This is a genomic window from Variovorax sp. 10N420, from assembly GCF_056394705.1.
In genome coordinates this window covers 492923-510860 of record NZ_JBFTIJ010000004.1, presented here as the reverse complement: position 1 = coordinate 510860, position 17938 = coordinate 492923, and the positions used below count along the sequence as shown (strand labels likewise).

Annotated in this window: 19 protein-coding genes; 5 read left to right on the top strand and 14 right to left on the bottom strand. The window is 64.5% G+C overall.

Translation table 11 applies throughout. From position 1 onward, the window contains the following. Positions 1–534, bottom strand: a complete 534-nt coding sequence (locus AC1DEK_RS13590; protein ID WP_478125746.1) for a GAF domain-containing protein — start codon at positions 532–534, stop codon at positions 1–3. 72 nt (positions 535–606) lie between these two features. Further along, complete coding sequence (locus tag AC1DEK_RS13585; protein ID WP_478125745.1) at positions 607–792, bottom strand: hypothetical protein; 186 nt, start codon at positions 790–792, stop codon at positions 607–609. A gap of 149 nt (positions 793–941) precedes the next feature. On the opposite strand from AC1DEK_RS13585, the gene AC1DEK_RS13580 reads away from it, so the two are divergent. After that, positions 942–2366 carry a DHA2 family efflux MFS transporter permease subunit gene (locus tag AC1DEK_RS13580; RefSeq protein ID WP_478125744.1) on the top strand — a complete coding sequence of 475 codons (1425 nt, stop codon included), beginning with the start codon at positions 942–944 and terminating at the stop codon, positions 2364–2366. A 46-nt stretch (positions 2367–2412) separates the two neighbouring features. Further along, positions 2413–2637 (top strand): hypothetical protein, encoded by a 225-nt coding sequence (locus AC1DEK_RS13575; RefSeq protein WP_478125743.1) that lies wholly within the window; start codon positions 2413–2415, stop codon positions 2635–2637. Here AC1DEK_RS13575 and AC1DEK_RS13570 read toward each other — a convergent pair. Continuing rightward, positions 2634–3857 (bottom strand): NAD(P)/FAD-dependent oxidoreductase, encoded by a 1224-nt coding sequence (locus AC1DEK_RS13570; RefSeq protein ID WP_478125742.1) that lies wholly within the window; start codon positions 3855–3857, stop codon positions 2634–2636. The genes AC1DEK_RS13575 and AC1DEK_RS13570 overlap by 4 nt on opposite strands. 268 nt (positions 3858–4125) lie before the next feature. Here AC1DEK_RS13570 and AC1DEK_RS13565 point away from each other — a divergent pair, with 268 nt between their 5' ends. Continuing rightward, a complete protein-coding gene (locus AC1DEK_RS13565; RefSeq protein WP_478125741.1) occupies positions 4126–4860 on the top strand; it encodes a RibD family protein in 735 nt (244 codons plus the stop codon). Positions 4861–5254: 394 nt separating this feature from the next. Here the strand turns inward: AC1DEK_RS13565 and AC1DEK_RS13560 are convergent, their stop codons facing one another. Genes AC1DEK_RS13560 through AC1DEK_RS13545 form a run of 4 tightly spaced genes read right to left on the bottom strand, consistent with a single transcriptional unit; the run spans position 5255 to position 8637 of the window. Next, the gene (locus AC1DEK_RS13560) at positions 5255–6136 is read right to left on the bottom strand and encodes a hypothetical protein (protein WP_478125740.1); all 882 of its coding nucleotides are present in this window, start codon (positions 6134–6136) and stop codon (positions 5255–5257) included. Continuing rightward, positions 6133–7179: a glycosyltransferase family 4 protein gene (locus AC1DEK_RS13555; protein WP_478125739.1), complete on the bottom strand. Its 1047-nt coding sequence runs from the start codon at positions 7177–7179 to the stop codon at positions 6133–6135. Before AC1DEK_RS13555 ends, AC1DEK_RS13560 begins: the two co-directional genes overlap by 4 nt. A gap of 20 nt (positions 7180–7199) precedes the next feature. Beyond that, positions 7200–7613 carry a 6-pyruvoyl trahydropterin synthase family protein gene (locus AC1DEK_RS13550; protein ID WP_478125738.1) on the bottom strand — a complete coding sequence of 138 codons (414 nt, stop codon included), beginning with the start codon at positions 7611–7613 and terminating at the stop codon, positions 7200–7202. Between the two features lie 25 nt (positions 7614–7638). After that, on the bottom strand, positions 7639–8637 hold the full coding sequence (locus AC1DEK_RS13545; protein ID WP_478125737.1) for a zinc-dependent alcohol dehydrogenase: 999 nt from the start codon (positions 8635–8637) through the stop codon (positions 7639–7641). A gap of 104 nt (positions 8638–8741) precedes the next feature. Between AC1DEK_RS13545 and AC1DEK_RS13540 the strand changes: the two genes are divergently transcribed. After that, positions 8742–8969, top strand: a complete 228-nt coding sequence (locus AC1DEK_RS13540; RefSeq protein WP_478125736.1) for a hypothetical protein — start codon at positions 8742–8744, stop codon at positions 8967–8969. 15 nt (positions 8970–8984) lie between these two features. Here AC1DEK_RS13540 and AC1DEK_RS13535 read toward each other — a convergent pair whose 3' ends face one another. From AC1DEK_RS13535 to AC1DEK_RS13505, 7 genes are read right to left on the bottom strand one after another with little or no spacing between them, the layout of a single operon-like run. After that, positions 8985–9989 (bottom strand): XdhC family protein, encoded by a 1005-nt coding sequence (locus AC1DEK_RS13535; protein ID WP_478125735.1) that lies wholly within the window; start codon positions 9987–9989, stop codon positions 8985–8987. A 26-nt stretch (positions 9990–10015) separates the two neighbouring features. After that, on the bottom strand, positions 10016–10609 hold the full coding sequence (locus AC1DEK_RS13530) for a CoxG family protein (protein WP_478125734.1): 594 nt from the start codon (positions 10607–10609) through the stop codon (positions 10016–10018). Between the two features lie 42 nt (positions 10610–10651). Beyond that, complete coding sequence (locus tag AC1DEK_RS13525; protein WP_478125853.1) at positions 10652–11800, bottom strand: vWA domain-containing protein; 1149 nt, start codon at positions 11798–11800, stop codon at positions 10652–10654. Positions 11801–11856: 56 nt separating this feature from the next. Then, positions 11857–12786 carry an AAA family ATPase gene (locus AC1DEK_RS13520; protein ID WP_478125733.1) on the bottom strand — a complete coding sequence of 310 codons (930 nt, stop codon included), beginning with the start codon at positions 12784–12786 and terminating at the stop codon, positions 11857–11859. A gap of 9 nt (positions 12787–12795) precedes the next feature. Continuing rightward, positions 12796–13587, bottom strand: a complete 792-nt coding sequence (locus tag AC1DEK_RS13515; protein ID WP_478125732.1) for an FAD binding domain-containing protein — start codon at positions 13585–13587, stop codon at positions 12796–12798. 21 nt (positions 13588–13608) lie between these two features. Further along, the gene (locus AC1DEK_RS13510; protein WP_478125731.1) at positions 13609–16053 is read right to left on the bottom strand and encodes a xanthine dehydrogenase family protein molybdopterin-binding subunit; all 2445 of its coding nucleotides are present in this window, start codon (positions 16051–16053) and stop codon (positions 13609–13611) included. Positions 16054–16063: 10 nt separating this feature from the next. Further along, on the bottom strand, positions 16064–16558 hold the full coding sequence (locus AC1DEK_RS13505; RefSeq protein WP_478125730.1) for a (2Fe-2S)-binding protein: 495 nt from the start codon (positions 16556–16558) through the stop codon (positions 16064–16066). A 189-nt stretch (positions 16559–16747) separates the two neighbouring features. Here AC1DEK_RS13505 and AC1DEK_RS13500 point away from each other — a divergent pair, with 189 nt between their 5' ends. After that, positions 16748–17881: a helix-turn-helix domain-containing protein gene (locus tag AC1DEK_RS13500; protein ID WP_478125729.1), complete on the top strand. Its 1134-nt coding sequence runs from the start codon at positions 16748–16750 to the stop codon at positions 17879–17881. The last annotated feature ends 57 nt before the right edge of the window (positions 17882–17938 follow it).

Here is a 17938-nt window from a genome sequence, read left to right as displayed (position 1 = left end):
CTACTCGATACCTTCAGCCTGGGCCAACAGCCTTGCTGTGGCATTGGCAGCCATCTCCAGGCGCTTCACGTCGCGTTCGCCCAGATCCGAGCGGGGCTCGAAGCTGAATCCGCACAGCACGCCATACAGCGTTCCGTCGGAGAACAGCACCGGCACACCGATATGCGCGCCCATGCCATGGTAGTAGTCCGGCAAACCGTTCGCGACACGCGCGCTCGTCACGTCCGGTATCAGACATGGCATCTGCCCGTCGACGATTCGTTGGCAGATGCTTTCAATGCGCGGGTGCGAATCACCGGGCCGAATGATCGCGTCAATACTCTTGGAGGAGATTTGCCGGAATACGCGATTGCCGTCGACGAACTGGCCCACGAAGACGACCTCGAGATTGAGTTGCTCTCGAATCACGCGCAGAAGGCTCGCGATGCTCCGCTCGGTCAGGCTGCCATGGCCGCCGCCTTCCGCAGTGATCGCAGCTATCTCCCCGGCCCAGATGTCCAATTCGCCAGGCTCGCCTCCGGATGTTGTGCTCATCGAGTCTCCTTTTGAGGAGCGATCCTACGTCACGGGCTCCACCGGATTGCGCTCACCGCAAAAGCCCGCGGCCTACCGCACCAGATATCTGAAAGCCACGACCGCCGCGATGCCGACCGCCACGAAGAAAAACAGCCGGCCCCACCGCACCACAGGCTCGCCATTGCCGGACATTTCGCTGCGATGCAAACCTGAAAACGACGTGGTATCGGGCTTGTCTCGGTGCCAGTCATGAAAGTTATCGCGGTCGGTGTTCATGTAATACATTTTAACTACCGTTACCTACAAACTTACAAGCCCCAGAGTGCCGTCGGGTGCAATGTTCGCGATCGGCAGATGTGGACCTTGCTCAACCTCTCTGATAAGGTTTGTGGATGCTGTACACAAACGCCGCGAAACCCCACCCCATGGACAACCGCAAACGCTGGCTCGCACTGATGGTGCTCTGCCTCGGCGTTCTCATGATCGTGCTGGACACCACGATCGTGAACGTCGCCCTGCCCTCGATCCGCGAGGACTTGGGCTTTTCTGAAACCGCCCTCGTCTGGGTCGTGAACGCCTACATGCTCACCTTCGGCGGATTCCTTCTGCTGGGCGGCCGCCTCGGCGATCTCTTCGGCCATCGGCGGCTGTTCCTGGCCGGAATCACGCTGTTCACCATTGCTTCATTGGCGTGCGGCCTCTCGAATTCCCAGTCCTTGCTCGTGGCGTCACGGGCCGTACAAGGGCTTGGCGGCGCAGTGGTTTCCGCCGTGGCGCTTTCGCTGATCATGAATCTCTTTACCGAGCCCTCGGAGCGTGCCAAGGCGATGGGCGTGTACGGATTCGTGTGCGCCGGCGGCGGCAGCATCGGCGTACTGCTGGGCGGCTTGCTGACGGGCGCTTTGAGCTGGCACTGGATCTTCCTGGTCAACCTGCCGATCGGGGTGGCCGTGTACGCGCTGTGCCTGATGCTCCTGCCAGACTCGCCCGGGCAGGCCGCCGGCGAACGGCTGGACGTCGGCGGTGCGGTCGCGATCACGGCGTCGTTGATGCTGGCCGTCTATGCGATCGTGAATGGCAACGAGGCCGGCTGGACTTCGGCGCAGACCCTTGTTCTGCTGGGCATCGCGGCGGCGCTGCTTGCGATCTTTCTCGTCATCGAGTCCCGGGTGCAGCACCCGCTGATGCCTCTGCGCCTTTTTCGCCTTCGCAATGTGTCGACCGCCAACGTGATCGGGGTGCTTTGGGCCGCCGCGATGTTCGCGTGGTTCTTCATTTCGGCGCTGTACTTGCAACTCGTGCTGGGTTGCAGCCCGATGCAGGTGGGTCTCGCCTTCCTTCCGGCCAACCTGATCATGGCGGCCTTCTCTCTGGGGCTTTCGGCCAAGCTGGTGATGCGGTTCGGCAATCGTGCCCCACTGGCCTTCGGACTGCTGCTCGCCTCGGCCGGACTGGCCTTGTTCGCTCGCGCGCCAGTCGATGGGAGCTTCGTCGCTGACGTCCTGCCCGGAATGATCCTGCTGGGGCTCGGCGCCGGCATGGCGCTGAATCCGCTGCTGCTCGTGGCCATGGGCGACGTGTCACCAAGCGAATCGGGTCTCGCTTCAGGCGTCGTCAACACGGCGTTCATGATGGGCGGTGCGTTGGGCCTGGCGGTGCTCGCAAGCGTCGCCGCCGCAAGAACCGAAAGACTGGTTGCGCTCGGACTCGACATGCCTTCGGCACTCACGGGCGGCTATCACGCAGCCTTTCTGGCTGGCGCCTTCTTCGCGGCGATCGCCGCGGTGCTGGGTGCGGTGCTACTTCGTGGTCCGCAGCCGCAGGCCAGCGCGTTCGCGGCTGAAAGGTAGGCTTTGGCCTACAGAAAATCCGCCCGCGCACGCCCAGCATTGAGTCATGAAGAATCCCATCAAACTCGTTATCGACGAGCCTGCGCCTGGGTCTTATATCTGGACGCTGCTCGAAACCGACGCCACCGGCGCGCCGCACAAAGTCTTGCGAGCTGCCGAGTACGGGGCGGACACCTACGAAGCCGCGCTGGCCGCTGGCACGCGAATCATGGACGCCGAAATCCGAAAGAACGTCGCGGCACATTCAGAGTCCGGGAACGCTTCAGGCTAAGCCAGGAGCGTCTTCAACGGCACTGCAGGATCACTTGCAACAGCCGGGTCCGGACTGCGCCCCGCCTCCAGCAACTTCCTGCTCATCAAATGGTCGACCGGCGCGTTCACCGACTCGACACACCGCAGTTGCGCATCGACGTAGTGCAGCAACGAAAACGAAGCAGTGTTGGCGCCGGGGCGGCGGTATGTGGCGGCGCCCGGCTGCCTTTCCGGCGGCACCAGCCCGGCCATTTGGAGCCGGAGGCTGCCCTGGTCGGACCAGAACCACGGCACGGCGTCGTGCGGGCGCGCGGCACCCGTGAGGGTGGCCACCGCCGTGCGGGCTTGATCGTTCGCGTTCTGCACGGACTCGAGCCGCAGTGCGGCACCGGTGCGCCGGTCGGGAAAGCGCGTGCAGTCGCCCACCGCCAGAACGGCTTCATCGCTGGTCTGCATATAGGCGTCGACAACGATGCCGTCGGCACATTCGAGGCCCGCAGCTTGCGCCAGCCCCATTTCGGGCACTGCGCCAATGCCGAGAAGCAAAAGATCGATCGGCGCTTGATTTCCGTCGACTTCGATGGCCGTCAGGCGTTTGTCGGCGATGAAGGGTTGGCCGGACTGCACGCCCACGCGGATGTCCATGCCGGCCGAGCGATGAGTCGCCATGACGTGCGCAGAAAGCTCGGGCGACACTGCTCGGCTCAGGAGGCGCGCGGCGCTTTCCAGCACCACCACCTGCTTGCCCAGCGCGAGCGCGGTGGCTGCGACTTCGAGGCCGATGAAGCCACCGCCGAGCACGGTCACGTGCTGCGCAGCCGACAATTTGGCACGCAGTTGAACGGCATCGTCGGCGGCTCGCAAAAGCAATACGTTGTCCAGCCCGTCCAACGCAGCCAATCGCCGCGCTCGCGTACCCGTGGCGAGCACCAGGCGCCCCCAGTCAAGCACGGCGCCCGAGCGCATGGTGACGGTGCGTGCTGCGCGATCGATGGCCAATGCCGCATCGCCGAGATGCAGCGTGATGCCCGATTCGCCGTACCATGCCTGGGCGCGATGCAACTGGGGGGCCTCTTCGGGGCTTTTCAGGAAGGTCTTCGAAAGCGGCGGCCGGTGATAGGGGATCGCCGCCTCCTCGCAGACCAGATGCACTCGCGCTCCTTGCCCCGCCTCCACCAGACCGGCACAAAGTTGCGCAGCCGCGTGACCGCCGCCGATGATGACGATGTTCGAATTCATGGATGATTTCCGTGCTGTCAACGATCCGAGAAAGACGGATCCGACCCGACACTTTAGCCTCGCCATCAAACCAACCTGATGACCCACGAAGACATCGCTCACGCCGGAAAGTAGCCCAGTGAGCCGACGCCCCGAGTCAACTTCCTCCGTCCCCGGCGTGGATGCGCTTTGGCCTCTCTGCGTCGAAGTGGCGGCACGCCGCCGCGATGGGACAAAACCGGCTGACTCGGACGTCCCATTTGCCTGGGATGCATCGCGAGGCTTCAGGTTGCGTGGCCTGTGGCATGAGGACGCGATCGAATTGTTCGAGCTGTTCAAGCCGATGCTCGACCGCCCCCATGGAGGCGTCCCCTGGGTGATCGGGCAGTTGGGCCAGAGTCTTGACGGGTATGTCGCCACGCACAACGGTGATTCCAACTACGTGAATGGCCCGGAAGTCCTGAAGCACCTGCATCGGCTGCGCGCGCTGTGCGACGCCGTCATCGTCGGCGCAGGCACGGCCGCCACCGACAACCCGCAGCTCACGACACGCCTCGTAGCCGGCCAGCACCCCGTGCGTGTGCTGCTCGACCCGACTCTGCGTCTTCCGCCCACGCTGCGAGCGCTGACCGACGCACAGGCGCCGACCCTGCTCGCATGCGATGCCCGGCGCGTTGCCGAAGCCGTGGAACGCGTCGGTGCCGATCAGGTACTCGCCTTGGAAAATCTGGTCGACAGCTCAGGAGGCGTGAACCTGAAGGCCCTGCTGAACGGGCTTGCCGAGCGAGGGCTCAGGGTCTTGTTTGTCGAAGGCGGCGGCGTCACGGTTTCGCGCTTTGTTGCGCAGGGCTGCATGGACCGGCTCCACCTGAGCGTTGCTCCCGTGCTCATCGGCACGGGGCGACCCGGTCTAAGGCTTCCGCCCAGCACGGCGATGCGCGATTGTCCAAGGCCGCCCAGTCGCGTGTTTCGCATGGGTGACGATGTGCTTTGGGATTTGAATTTACGCGCAGCTCAGAAGTAGACCTGTAGATCTCTCCGGCTTGGGGAATTGAAATCTGCAATTTCGGAGGACAGATTGGCCCAATGGCTGGAATTGTTTATCCGGTCGTCGGAATGCGTCTGCGGAATTCCTCGCTCCGCAGACGCACGACCGGCAGCATTGGCAACCGAGCCGAGTGGCTCGCAATGCAATTCAATAGTTTTTTGCAGTCGCGGATGCAATATCTTTGCGATTTCTCCCGATCCGGCGACTCTATTGAATACCTCTTGCTGTGACAGCAAAAAGGATTCTATGAGCGGCACTGCGCCCAATCACGTGATCGCGGCGGAAATCAGATATTTCTCAAGGGCGAGGAATTGAGCTGCTCGAGTAAATCAAACGCTATTGCGACTAATCAGAATTTCTGAATATAAGTTCACGGAATGGCAAGAAGGTCCAGGTGGCCCACGGTCAGGCGGCTGCGACCTGTCAGGCGCATCCGCTGCGCCCTCCATTTGCTGACCAGCGCGTGGGCCGCAGGCGCCTGCTCGATTGCGGCATCATTCATTCCGTCCACCATGGCAGTGACCATTGCCGCAGCCTCGCCGTTGGCTCCCTCGATGCACCAGTCCGATGTTCTTTGAGCGACATTGAAACCGGCGGCGGTGAAGCGCTCCGCAGACAGCCGCGCGGCTTCGGCACCCATTGCAGGGCCGAAGCCCTTGGCTCCGCGCTGATGCGACATGAAAAACCCATGCACCTCTTCGTCCCCTTCGATGCCGGGGTCCCACGCCACGCGCCCATCCACAGTCAGGGCGAACAAAGCCGCCGCGTTCGCCGATTTCAGATGTCCTATCAATGCATCAAGCCATTCGATCGACACGAGATCGAGTAGCGCTGAAGCGGTGACGAGATGGGCCTTCGCAAAAGGGACGGCGTCCAACGCACCCGCGAGATCGATGCGCAAGGGTTGCACCTCTGCCGACCAGTCGACCCCCTCGATGCACAGGCCGCCCCCCGTTGCTTCAATCCCGAAGCCATGCACCCGCGCCCACGCACCCAATACGCCAGGCAGCGTGCTCAACAGCAGTGGATCGTGGTCTACGAGCAGCCAGCGCTGCGAACCGCGTAATCGCGGTGCGAGTTCGCGGAAATTGGCGCCGGTGCCGCAAGCCAGGTCCACGACCGTGAGTGCCGGACTGTCAGCACGCAGACGGCTTGCGAGTGCCGGCAAGTCGAAAGAAGCCGCCGCGGCCCGACGCGCCGCATGATCGAAGGGTTCGCGCATGGCGAGCCAATCGGCGCTGAAGCCGGTCATTCGTGGGCCGCCGACTGAAAGCGCGCGAGCGCTGCTGCAAATCGAACGGCGCTTTGCCGCCAACTGGGCAGCAGGCGGCCGGCAGCGCGGGCGCCCTCAGCCAATCCGGCCCGCCAGTCAGCGTCATCCATCAGGCGCCGCAAGGCCTCTCGCAATTCACCGCCGTCTCCGGGCGGTATCAGGACACCCGCTTCAGAGGGCACTGTGTCGGGAATGGCGCCGGCCCGCGAACTGATCACCGGTAGTCCCCGTGCAAGCGCCTCGGCCAGCGCCATGCCGTAGCCTTCGTGGAACGACGGCAGTACAAATACGTCTGCGGATTCGTACAGCGCATTCAGGCCGTTCTCGTCCTTCTCGCCATGGAGAATGACTCGCTCGCCCATTCCATGGTTTTGGATGGCGGACGAAAGCGCTGTGGCGCATTCCGGGTCCATGGTCAGGCTGCCGACGCAATTCAGCGACCAGCGCCGATCCATCAACCCTGCGAGCGCTTCGATCAAAAGACGGTGGCCCTTGCGCGGCGTCACGGTCGCGACGCAAAGAAGGTTCCATGCTTCGGAGCCGGAGCCGGAGCCGGTGGCCATCGCGGCCGGATCGGTCCCGGGCTCGACCACCGCGATGCGGGGCGATGAGACTCCATAGACTTCGAGCGCGCGTCCGGTCGAGGGACTGGTGACGATCACGCCTCGGGCCATTGCCAACGCCTTGCGCTCGCTTTCGAACACCGCGCGCCGCATCTCGTCAGACAGGCCCGTCTCCAACGCCAAGGGGTGATGCACCAGCGCGATCCATCGAATGCGCTGCGCATGCTCAGCCGCCAGGTCGGGCATGGCACCGAAAGCCAAGCCATCCACCACAGCCAAGGTGTCGTCCGGCAACGCCTCGACCCTGCGCCGTGCCAAGGCCAGCGCTTCGGCGCCGGGCGTAGGCCATCTTTCGCCGAGCGACACAACGTCGACCTTCCATCCTTCGGCACGCAAACCATCGACGATTCGGCGGTCATAGATATAGCCGCCGGTGCGAGTGCCAAGATCGCCCGGCACCAGAAAGCTGCAATGGGTGCTCAACGCGAGTGCGCTGGCAGCGCGCCCTCATAGGCCGCCCATGCGACGTGTGATTCATGCAGCTTCACTCGCAGTGACGACAAGCCGCTGGCGTGAGGCCCCAGTTCGCCCTTTTCGATGCGCGCCGCAACGCGATCGAAGATCACGCGGGCCATGAATTCCGTGGTCGTGTTCAGGCCCTCGAAGGCCGGATCGTCGTCGAGATTGCGCAGATTGAGCTCACTCACCACCGCGCGCAGCACCTCCGTTGCCAGGGCGATATCGACCACCACGCCGTCCGCATCCAGTTCGGCGCGGTGCAGTTCGAGATCGACGACATAGGTCGCCCCGTGCAGCCGTTGCGCGGGCCCGAATACATCGCCGCGGAAGCTGTGGGCAATCATGAAGTGATCTCGGACGTTGACGCTGTACATGCAGGCCTCCAGGTAGTGCGAAGTTTCAGGCGTAGTCAATGCGCTGGCACAGGGTGTCCGGCGCGCCGGCCGCCAAGCGGGCCAGCACTGCGGGCAGTTCGTCGAAAGCGGCAGTGTCGGTGATGAGTGCATCCAAAGCCGGTTCGCGCAAGAGCGACAACGCCAATGCGAGCCGCCGCTTGTGGCTCCAGCGTGCCCGCTGCGCCGGCGCCACATGCCCCACCTGCGAACTCTTGAGAACCAGGCGCCGCGAATGGAATCCCTCACCGAGCGGAAGCGCGACTTCACGCCGCCCATACCAGCTCAGTTCGACGACGGTCGCTTCGAATGCCGCCAAGCGCAAGGCGGTCACCAAACCTTGCGCGCGACCGCTCGCATGGACGACGAGGTCTGCATCGGGTGTTGCGTCGGTGGGACTCGCAAACGCGAGACCGAGCGCTTCGGCGATGGGGCGGCGCGATAGCAGTGTGTCGATCAGTTCCACCGTGCAGCCGGGCATCCGGCCCGCAAGCCACGCGACGAGCAGGCCGACCACACCTCCACCGACGACGGCAATGCGGTCGCCGACGCGCGGGGCAGCGTCCCACAGCGCATTGACCGCGGTTTCCATGCATGCGGCGAGCACCGCTCGGCCGGGAGGCACGTCATGCGGAAGCGGATGAACGGCCTCGGCTGGCACCACGTAATGAGTCTGATGCGGATAGAGGCAAAAGACAGCCCGGCCCTGCAATGCATCGGGGCCGTCCTCCACGATGCCAACGCTGGCGTAGCCGTACTTCACCGGCGCCGGAAAGTCGCCCTCCTGGAAGGGAGCGCGCATCCGTTCGAACTCGGACTCGGGCACCTCGCCGCGAAACACCAGCATCTCGGTGCCGCGACTGATGCCGCTGTGCAATGCGCGAATCCGCACGTCGCCGACGCCCGCCGCGTCACACGAGGCGGCTCGAATACCGGCGCGACCCGGCGCGTCGATCCAGCAGGCCCGAGCGTCGTTCGATTTCACGCGTGACGGATAGGCTGGCATGAAGCGGATCTTAGGGCGATGCCTGTACAGCCGGTGTTTGCCCTGAGGTGATCTTCGCCCCTTGCCACCGGAAAATTTCTGAATCTCTGATAGGCTGCACAGCCATGCGTGCTCTTGTCATCATTGCAAACATCGGACTCATTGCCGCCGCTTTCTATTTCGGCTCATGGGCGGGACTGCTGATCGCTCTTGCGGTTTGCATTGCGCTCATCGGCGCGTTCCTGGCGTTCTCCACTGACAAGGTGGAAGCCAGGGAATCGCGCGAAATGCGCAAGGCCATGGGGCGGAACACAACCTTCCTGGCCGGCCTCTTCGAACACACCAAGCGCTGAAGCGGCCTCTTCGATCTATTCGGCCGCGGCCTTCGCCACGGCGACCGCCGCTTCGCGCGGCAACGACACCGCATTCTTCACCGCCAGGATTTCCGCCATCACGCTGACCGCAATCTCGGGAGGCGTCTTGCTGCCGATGTAGATGCCGATCGGGCCGCGCAGCCGCGCCAGCGATTCGGCCGTCTGGTCGAAGTGCTCGATCATGCGATCTCTGCGCGCTTCGGCATTGCGGCGCGAGCCGATCGCGCCGACGTAGAACGCTTCGCTCTGCAGAGCCTCGAGCAGCGCCAAGTCGTCCAGCTTGGGGTCGTGCGTGAGTGCGACGACACAGGTGCGGCGATCGGGTTTGAAGGCGGTCACCGCATCGTCCGGCATTTCGGTCGTGATCGTCACGCCGGGCAAAGTCCAGCCGGTCCGGTATTCAGTGCGGGGGTCGCACAGCGTGACCGCGAAGCCGCAGAACTTCGCCATGGTCGCGAGGTATTCGGCGAGTTGACCGGCGCCAATCAGCAGCATGCGGTATTCGGGGCCGAAGGTATTGACCAGTTCCGTGTCGTCGACCGAAAGCTCCGCCGGCGATTCGGCTTCTGCCAGCTTGACCGAGCCGTCGGCGAGCCGCACGGTGCGCTGCATCAGGCGGCCCTCTTCAAGCGAGGCCACGAGCGTTTGGAGCGAGCCGGGGTCCGGGTCGTATTCGAGCAGCAGTTCCAGCGTGCCGCCACAAGGCAAGCCGAAACGATGCGCTTCGTCGGCGGTGATGCCGTACTTGACCAGCGCCGGCGCGCCCGTGGGCATGACGCCGTCCCCATGCGCGCGGCTGTAGCGCGCGATCAAATCGTCTTCGATGCAACCGCCCGATACCGATCCCACGACCGCACCATCTTCGGCAAGCGCCATGATCGATCCGATCGGGCGAGGCGAGGAGCCCCACGTGCGGACCACCGTCGAAAGCATTGCGCGGCGGCCGGCCAAGCGCCAGTCGCGCAGCGCGCGCAGCACCATGACATCCAGGTTTTCCATCTTCGTGTCTCGCTTTCCGGACCGCCTCAGTCGGCCGGCTTTTCTTCTGTGTCGGCGTCTCCATCTGACTTCTTGCCGAAGCCAAGCTTCTGCATGAATCCGGCCATCGCGCCCTTCTTTTCTTCTGCCGGGGGTGCGTCCGCCGCCACAGCTTCAGGAGGTGGGCCATAACGGCTTTGCATCTCAGCCTCGAAGCGCTTGAAGAAATCGTCGGCGGTCGACTTGGCGGCACCGTCGATCAGGCGCTGGCCCAGTTGCGCGATCTTGCCGCCCACCTGCGCTTGCACCGTGTAGTCGAGTTCGCAGCCTTCGCCGTTGTCGGCGACGGGCCTGAGCGAAACGCTCGACGATCCTTTGGCGAAACCGGCTACGCCGCCCTGCCCTTCAAAAGAAAGCTTGTAGCTGTCCGGCGGGGTGATGTCGGCCAGCGTGACCTTGCCGTTGAACTTGGCCGACACCGGACCCACCTTGACGGCCAACGCAACGCTGTATTGGTTGTCGCCGGTCAGCTCGAACTTGTCGCAGCCGGGGATGCATTTCCTCAGCGTCTCGGGATCGTTGAGCGCCTCCCAGGCTTGTTGCTGCGTGATGCCGAGCTTGCGGTTGCCGAGCATTTCCATGGTGGTTCTTCCTTAGAGTTAGAAGCGGGGCGGTGGCGACTGTTACCGGCCGGACCGCATGAGAGCGGCGAGGCTCGTCGCCAGTTGTTCGAGGGCACTGAGATTGTGGACCGCGAGCATTGCGTCCGCATGGCGATGCAACATGGCCGCACCGCGCGCAAGGGGAGCGTAGCCCTCATAGCGCATCAGCGGGTTCAGCCACAGCACGCGCCGCGAATGGCGCTTGAGCCAGAGCAGTTCGCTCTCCAGCGTCTCGGGCTCGCCGGTGTCCAGGCCGTCGCTGATCACGAGCACCAGCGTGCGACGTCCGGTCAGCCGGCGCGCGTGCCGGCGCCGCAGTTCTGCAAGCGATTCACCCAGGCGCGTGCCGCCCGCGAAGTCGTCGATGGCGTCGCTCGCTGCCGCGAGCATCGAATCGGTATCGGCAATGCGGAAGGCCGGCGTCAGGTCGGTCAGGTGGGTGCCGAAAGCGAAGACATCGCGCCGTCCCGAACGCCGGGTCGCAGCGTGGAGAAAGGCGAGGAGCAATCTGGCGTAGCGCTCCATCGAGCCCGACACATCCACCAGGACCAGCAACGGCAACGGCTGCTTGCGCCGCGCCCATCTCGGCAGTCGAAGGATTTCTCCGCCGGTGCGCGCAGCCTCGTGCAGCACGCCAGGCCAATGCATGCGCGAATGGGCGCCTGCATCGCCGGTAGCGCGCAAGCGACGGGCGGGCAGCGTCGGAATCGGCAGGGCAACGTCGCGCGCCAGGCGCTCCACCAGCCGGTACTCCGCAGCGCCGAGTGCGTTGAAGTCGGCATGGTGGACGCGCGATCGATCGCTCGCCGTCATCGCCGCGTCGAAATCAACCTCGCGATCGTTCTGCACAGGACGCACGGTATCGCGCGGCGCGGCGAGCGCCTCGCGAACGCGCGGGCGGCGCTTCGAAGGCTCCGCCTTGCCTTCCGCGGTCGGCAGCATCTGGGCCAGCAGCTTGTTGGCCAGTTCGGGATCGCGAAACCACGCGTCGAACAGCTCGCGGAACACCAGCCGATCTTCCTCACGGCTGATCATCACGGATTCGATCGCGGCAGCAAGATCGAAGCGGCTTTCCACACCGACGAGCGTGGCCGCTTCGGCGGCGAGCGCGATGCGCATCGAATCAGTGCGCACGCCAGCGCGCCGCAATGCCCGGCCAAAGCCCAGCATGTTGCCTGCAAGCTTGCCCTTTCGAGCATCGCCGAGCTGGTGAACCACACCGTCGGTCAAGGTGCCGCCTCCTCCTGGGGCTTGAGAAGGTCCGATGCCAATTCATGCGTCAGCGCCGCCACGTCGTCACGCTGCTTGAAGAGGATGCCCGCCGTGTCGACGACGATCTCGGGATCGAGTTCGATGGTGTCCAGCGCGACGAGCGCCTTGGCCCACTCAACGCTTTCGGCGATGCCGGGACCACGCTGGAATGCGCTCGCGAACGGCGCACTGCGCAAGCGGCCGACGAAGGCGGCCACCTGCTCTGAAAGCACGCTGCTGGCCTGCGGCACCTGAGCCCGCACGATTGCCAGCTCACGCTCTCGCTCGGGATAGTCGAGCCAGTGATAGAGGCAGCGCCGCTTGACCGCATCGTTGAGCTCGCGCGTGCGGTTGCTGGTCAGGATGGTGACCGGCGAAACCAGGGCTCGCACGGTTCCGAGTTCGGGAATGCTGACCTGATACTCGCCCAGATATTCGAGCAGAAAGGCCTCAAAGGGCTCGTCCGCGCGATCGACCTCGTCCACGAGCAGGACCGCTCCGGGTGCGGGCGCCTGCAGCGCCTGCAGCAGTGGCCGTCGGATGAGATAGCGCGGCTGGTAGACCTCGGATTCGACATCGGTCGAGATACCTTGCGCTTCCGCCGCACGCATGTGCAGCAGTTGCGCCGCGTAGTTCCATTCGTAGAGCGCCTCGCGCTGCTCGAGCCCGTCATAGCACTGCAGGCGCAGCAGTTCGCGCTGCAGCGCGGTCGACAAGGCCTTCGCCAGTTCGGTCTTGCCCACGCCGGGCTCGCCTTCCAGCAGAAGCGGTCGCTGCAGCCGCAGCGCCAGGAACACCGCCGTCGCAAGACGCCTGTCAGCGTAGTACCCGGCGCCCTGGAGCGCCTGCACGACCGCGTCAATGGTGGAGAAGGGTGCGGTCGCTGCAGGCGTGATGTCGGTCATCGCGAAAGCTTATCCGAGCGCCTTCGCGACTGCTCGCTGCGTGAGAACACCAATGAGATTCGCGCGGTAGGCGGCCGAAGCGTGCAGATCGCTGTTGAGATCGCTCGCGTCGATCTTCACGCCGGCTGCGGCTTCCGGCGTGAAGCTCTTGGTCAGAGCCTGCTCGAGCCCCGTGTGGCGGAACACGCCGTTGCCGGCACCGGTCACCGCGACGCGCACGCCGGCGTCGTACTGCGCGACGAAGATGCCGACGAGCGGGAAGTTCGATGCCTTCTGGCGGATCTTTTCATAGGCCGCGCGCTTCGGGATCGGAAAACGGATCGCCTTGATCAACTCGCCGTCCGTCAGTGCAGTGGTGAAGAGGCCCTGGAAGAAGTCGTCCGCCGCAATCTCGCGCTGCGTGGTGACGACAGTGGCGCCCGTCGCCAGCACCGCCGCGGGATAACACGCGGCCGGATCGTTGTTCGCGACCGAGCCGCCGATGGTGCCCATGGCACGCACCTGCCGGTCGCCGATGTGCGCGGCCAGCCAAGCCAGCGCCGGGAAGGAAGCCCGGACGTCGGCGTTGTTCGCCACATCCAGGTGACGTGACATCGCACCGATCACCAGGGCATCGCCAGCCTTGCTGATGCCGGTGAGTTCCTGGACGCCGCTCAGGTCGGCGAGTTGCTCCGGCGCCGAAAGGCGCAGCTTCATCGAAGCAAGCAGAGTCTGCCCGCCGGCCAGCGGCTTGGCACCCGCGGCTGCGAGCTTGACCGCATCCGCCAGAGTCGTGGGGCGTTCGAGTGTGAAGGCATACATGGTGTTTTTTTCCTTCTGTGATCAGGGGGCCGGACGGCCTTGCGTGCTGGCGGCGAGCGAGGGTTGCTGAGGCTGCTGGGTCGGGCTCACGCTGCCCTTCTGCATTGCTTCCCAGACTCGATGGGGCGAAGCCGGCATGTCGAAGTCCTTGACGCCGAGCGGCGCCAGCGCGTCGAGCACCGCATTGATCACCGCCGGTGGCGAGCCGATCGCGCCGGCCTCGCCGCAGCCTTTGGTGCCCAACGGGTTGTGCGTGCAAGGCGTGCACACGGTGTCGAGCTTGAAAGTCGGAAAGTCTTCCGCACGGGGCATGGCGTAGTCCATGAAGCTGCCCGTCAGCAACTGGCCCGTCTCGTTGTCGTAGACGCAGTTTTCCATCAGCGCCTGCCCGATGCCCTGTACGAGTCCGCCGAGCACCTGCCCTTCGACAATCATCGGATTGATGATGGTGCCGAAATCGTCCACGGCCGTGAAGCGGTCGACCTTGACCTCGCCGGTCTGCTTGTCGATCTCGACTTCGCAGATGTAGGTGCCTCCGGGGAAGGTGAAGTTGGTCGGGTCGTAGAACGCGGTTTCGTTGAGGCCGGGCTCGAGCTTGTCCAGCGGATAGTTGTGCGGCACGTAGGCGGTCAGCGCCACTTGCCCGAAGGGGATCTTCTTGTCGGTGCCCTTGACGGTGAACTCACCGTTGGCGAACTCGATGTCGGCGTCGCTCGCTTCCATGAGGTGCGCCGCGATCTTCTTGGCCTTGGTTTCGATCTTGTCGAGCGCCTTCATGATCGCGGCGCCGCCGACCGAGATCGAGCGCGAGCCGTAGGTGCCCATGCCGAAGGGCACGCGGCCCGTGTCGCCGTGCACCACATCGACCGCATCGACCGCGATGCCCAGGCGAGCCGCGACCACCTGGGCGAACGTGGTCTCATGGCCCTGCCCGTGGCTGTGCGAGCCGGTGAAGACCGTCACGCTGCCGGTGGGATGCACGCGGATCTCGCCACACTCGAACAGCCCCGCGCGTGCGCCGAGCGCACCGGCGATGTTCGAAGGCGCGATGCCGCAAGCTTCGATGTAGCTTGAATAGCCGATGCCCCGCAGCTTGCCCTTCGCCTCGCTGGCGGACTTGCGCTGCGCGAAACCGGCGACGTCGGCCAGCGTCTTCGCCTTGTCCATGCAGGCATGGAAGTCGCCCGTGTCGTACTGAAGCGCCACTGGCGTCTGGTAGGGAAAGCTCGTGATGAAGTTGCGCTTGCGGATCTCGTCCTGTCCCAGGTTCATTTCCCAGGCGCAGCGCGACACCAATCGTTCGAGCAGGTAGGTGGCCTCGGGCCGGCCCGCTCCGCGATAGGCATCGACCGGCGCCGTGTTGGTGAACCACGCATCGACTTCGACGTAAATCTGCGGCGTCGTGTATTGGCCCGCGAGCAGCGTCGCGTAAAGGATGGTGGGCACGGCCGTCGAGAACGTCGACAGGTAGGCACCCAGGTTGGCATCCGTGTGCACCCGCATCGCCAGGAATTTGCCTTGCGCGTCCATTGCCATTTCGGCGTGGCTGACATGGTCGCGACCATGCGCGTCGGACAGGAAGCACTCCGAACGCTCACCCGTCCACTTGATGCTGCGATTGAGCTGCTTCGCGGCCCAGGTGAGGCACACGTCCTCGGCATACAGATAGATCTTGGAGCCGAAGCCTCCGCCCACGTCCGGCGCAATCACGCGCACCTTGTGCTCGGGCAAGCCCAGCACGAAAGCCGTCATCAGCAGCCGCTCGACGTGCGGATTCTGGTTGGAGACGTAGAGCGTGTATTCCTCGTTCGCGCGGCTGTAGTTGCCGATGGCGACGCGCGGCTCGATCGGATTGGGCACGAGCCGGTTGTTGACGAGATCGAGCTTGGTGACGTGCGCTGCATTCGCAAATGCCGCGTCGACGCCCGCCTTGTCACCGATCACCCACTTGTAGCACTGGTTGTCGGGCGCCTGTTCATGAATGGTCACGCCACTCTGCTTTTTGGCGGCGTCGCCCACGCTCACGAGTGCCGGCAACTCCTCGTACTCGACCACGATCGCCTCGGCGGCATTCTTGGCCTGCTCGACCGTCTCGGCCACGATCATCGCAACGTGGTCGCCGACGTAGCGCACCTTGCCGATCGCGAGGATCGGATGCGGTGGCTCCTTCATCGGCGTGCCGTCGGGGTTGTTGATGAGCCAACCGCAGGGCAGTCCGCCCATCTTTCCGTCAATGTCCTTGCCGCTGAAGATGCCGACCACACCGGGCATCTTCGAAGCGGCATCGATGTCGATGGACGTGATCTTCGCGTGCGCATGCGGCGAACGCAGGAACACGGCGTGGGCCTGGTTGGCCATGGTCACGTCATCGGTGTATTGGCCAGCGCCGGTCAGAAAGCGATAGTCTTCCTTGCGCCGAAGTGCCTCGCCGATGTGCGGCAGGTTGGAGAAGTCGGATGCACCCATGTCGTTCTCCTCAGGCGGTGACCGTTGCCTTGGCGGGTGCGGCCGCCATGGCCTCGCCGCCCATCTGCACCGCCTTGACGATGTTCTGGTAGCCGGTACAGCGGCAGAGATTGCCGTCGAGCAGTTCGCGGATTTCCGCCTCGCTGGAGTTGGGGTGGTAAGTGCACAGGTCGATGGCGCTCATCACCATGCCGGGGGTGCAGAAACCGCATTGCAGGCCGTGGCACTCCTTGAAGGCGGCCTGCATGGGATGCATCGTGCCATCGGGCTGGGCGATCCCTTCGATGGTCGTGAGTTGGGCGCCCGCCACCTGGGCAACCAGCACGTTGCACGACTTGACGGCCCGGCCGTTCACGTGGATCGTGCATGCGCCGCATTGGGCCGTGTCGCAACCGACATGCGTGCCGGTCAGATGAAGGTGCTCGCGGATCGCCTGGACGAGGAACGTGTTGGGGGGAGCGTCGACCGTGACCTCGCGCCCGTTGACCGTGAATGAAACCTGCATTTGGCTGTCTCCGTTGGAAGGTGATGGCTGTTTTCAGCCACCGAATCTTGGACGTCGGACCTGACCGCAACCCTAGGCAAAACCCTATGCGCTTGCACGATCTCCCTGAAATTCTCAAAATGAAACAGCTCGCCCCTCTCGCCTCTCCGGCGAATCCGCAACCTGGGCCGATTCAGCCCGCCCCACACGATGACCGTCCAAGCCGCTTCGCCCGCACCCGAGCGTTCCCTTTCCATCGCCCAGGCGAGACGCGAATGGATCGATCGCGAGCCGATGCCGAGTTCCAGCTCGCCCGCAACGCGCATCGAGCCGTGGCTTTTGCGATCATGGCAGCGCTGCCTGGACGCCGGGCACCAGCCGCGGCAACGTGTGAGTTTCGATCCCGTCTCCGCACCGGCAGCGCGTCGAGTGGCAGAACGCAATTGCGCCCTGGTCGCCGCGGCACGGCCGGTACTAGATCGGCTGTCGCGCGCCATTGCGGACACGCGGTATTTCGCGATCCTCACCGATGCGGATGGCATCGTTGTCGACGTCGGCGATCTTCCCGGCGGCAGCGACGAATCCGCCCGCCGCGCCCGTGACATCGCCCGCATCGGGGTCGATCTTTCTGAACGCGCCGTGGGCACCACAGCCATCGGCGCCGCCTTGGCCGAGCATGAGTCTGTCTGGCTGCATCGCGGCGAACACTTCTTCGAAGACACCAGCATCTACAGCTGCGCGGGTGCGCCGCTGTTCGGGCCACAGGGCGAATGCATCGGCATGTTGGATCTGACAGGCGTGCAGGTCGTCGAGCGGCCGGAGCTTCGGCATTTGGCGGCGCTGTCGGCGCGCAGCATTGAGAACGGGTTGCTGCAGCATCATCCTTGCGAGCTGCTGCTTCATATCGGCTGGCCGGGGTGTCCCACGGGCGCCGACACCGAAGGGCTCTTGTGCATCGATGCCGACGGAAACGTGACCGGCGCCAATGCTGCCGCCCGCCACATGCTGCATCGGCCACTGGCGGCCGGGCCGCTCTTGAACTGCCACGATCTCTTCGCGCTGCCGCCGCAAATGCTTTTTGACGCGGCACGACGTGGCGAAGCGATGCTTGAAGTGCCGCTCTGGTCGGGTTTGCGCGTGCAGGCTCGGGCTCAGCTGACGAGCGCGCGCACGCTTCATGCGCCGGGCGGAACGAGCCGACCGCGGCTGCGCGACGTCGAAACCGCGCTGATCCGCAAGGCAGTGGACGAGGCGCGCGGCAACGTCGCCGAAGCGGCCCGTGCACTGGGCATCAGTCGCGCGACCGTCTACCGCAAGCTGACACGCAGCCGCCGCTTGAGCTGAAAAGGCAGCCGCTGAAACACGCTCAGCCCACCTGGGCAGACTTCGTGTTGTTTGCCA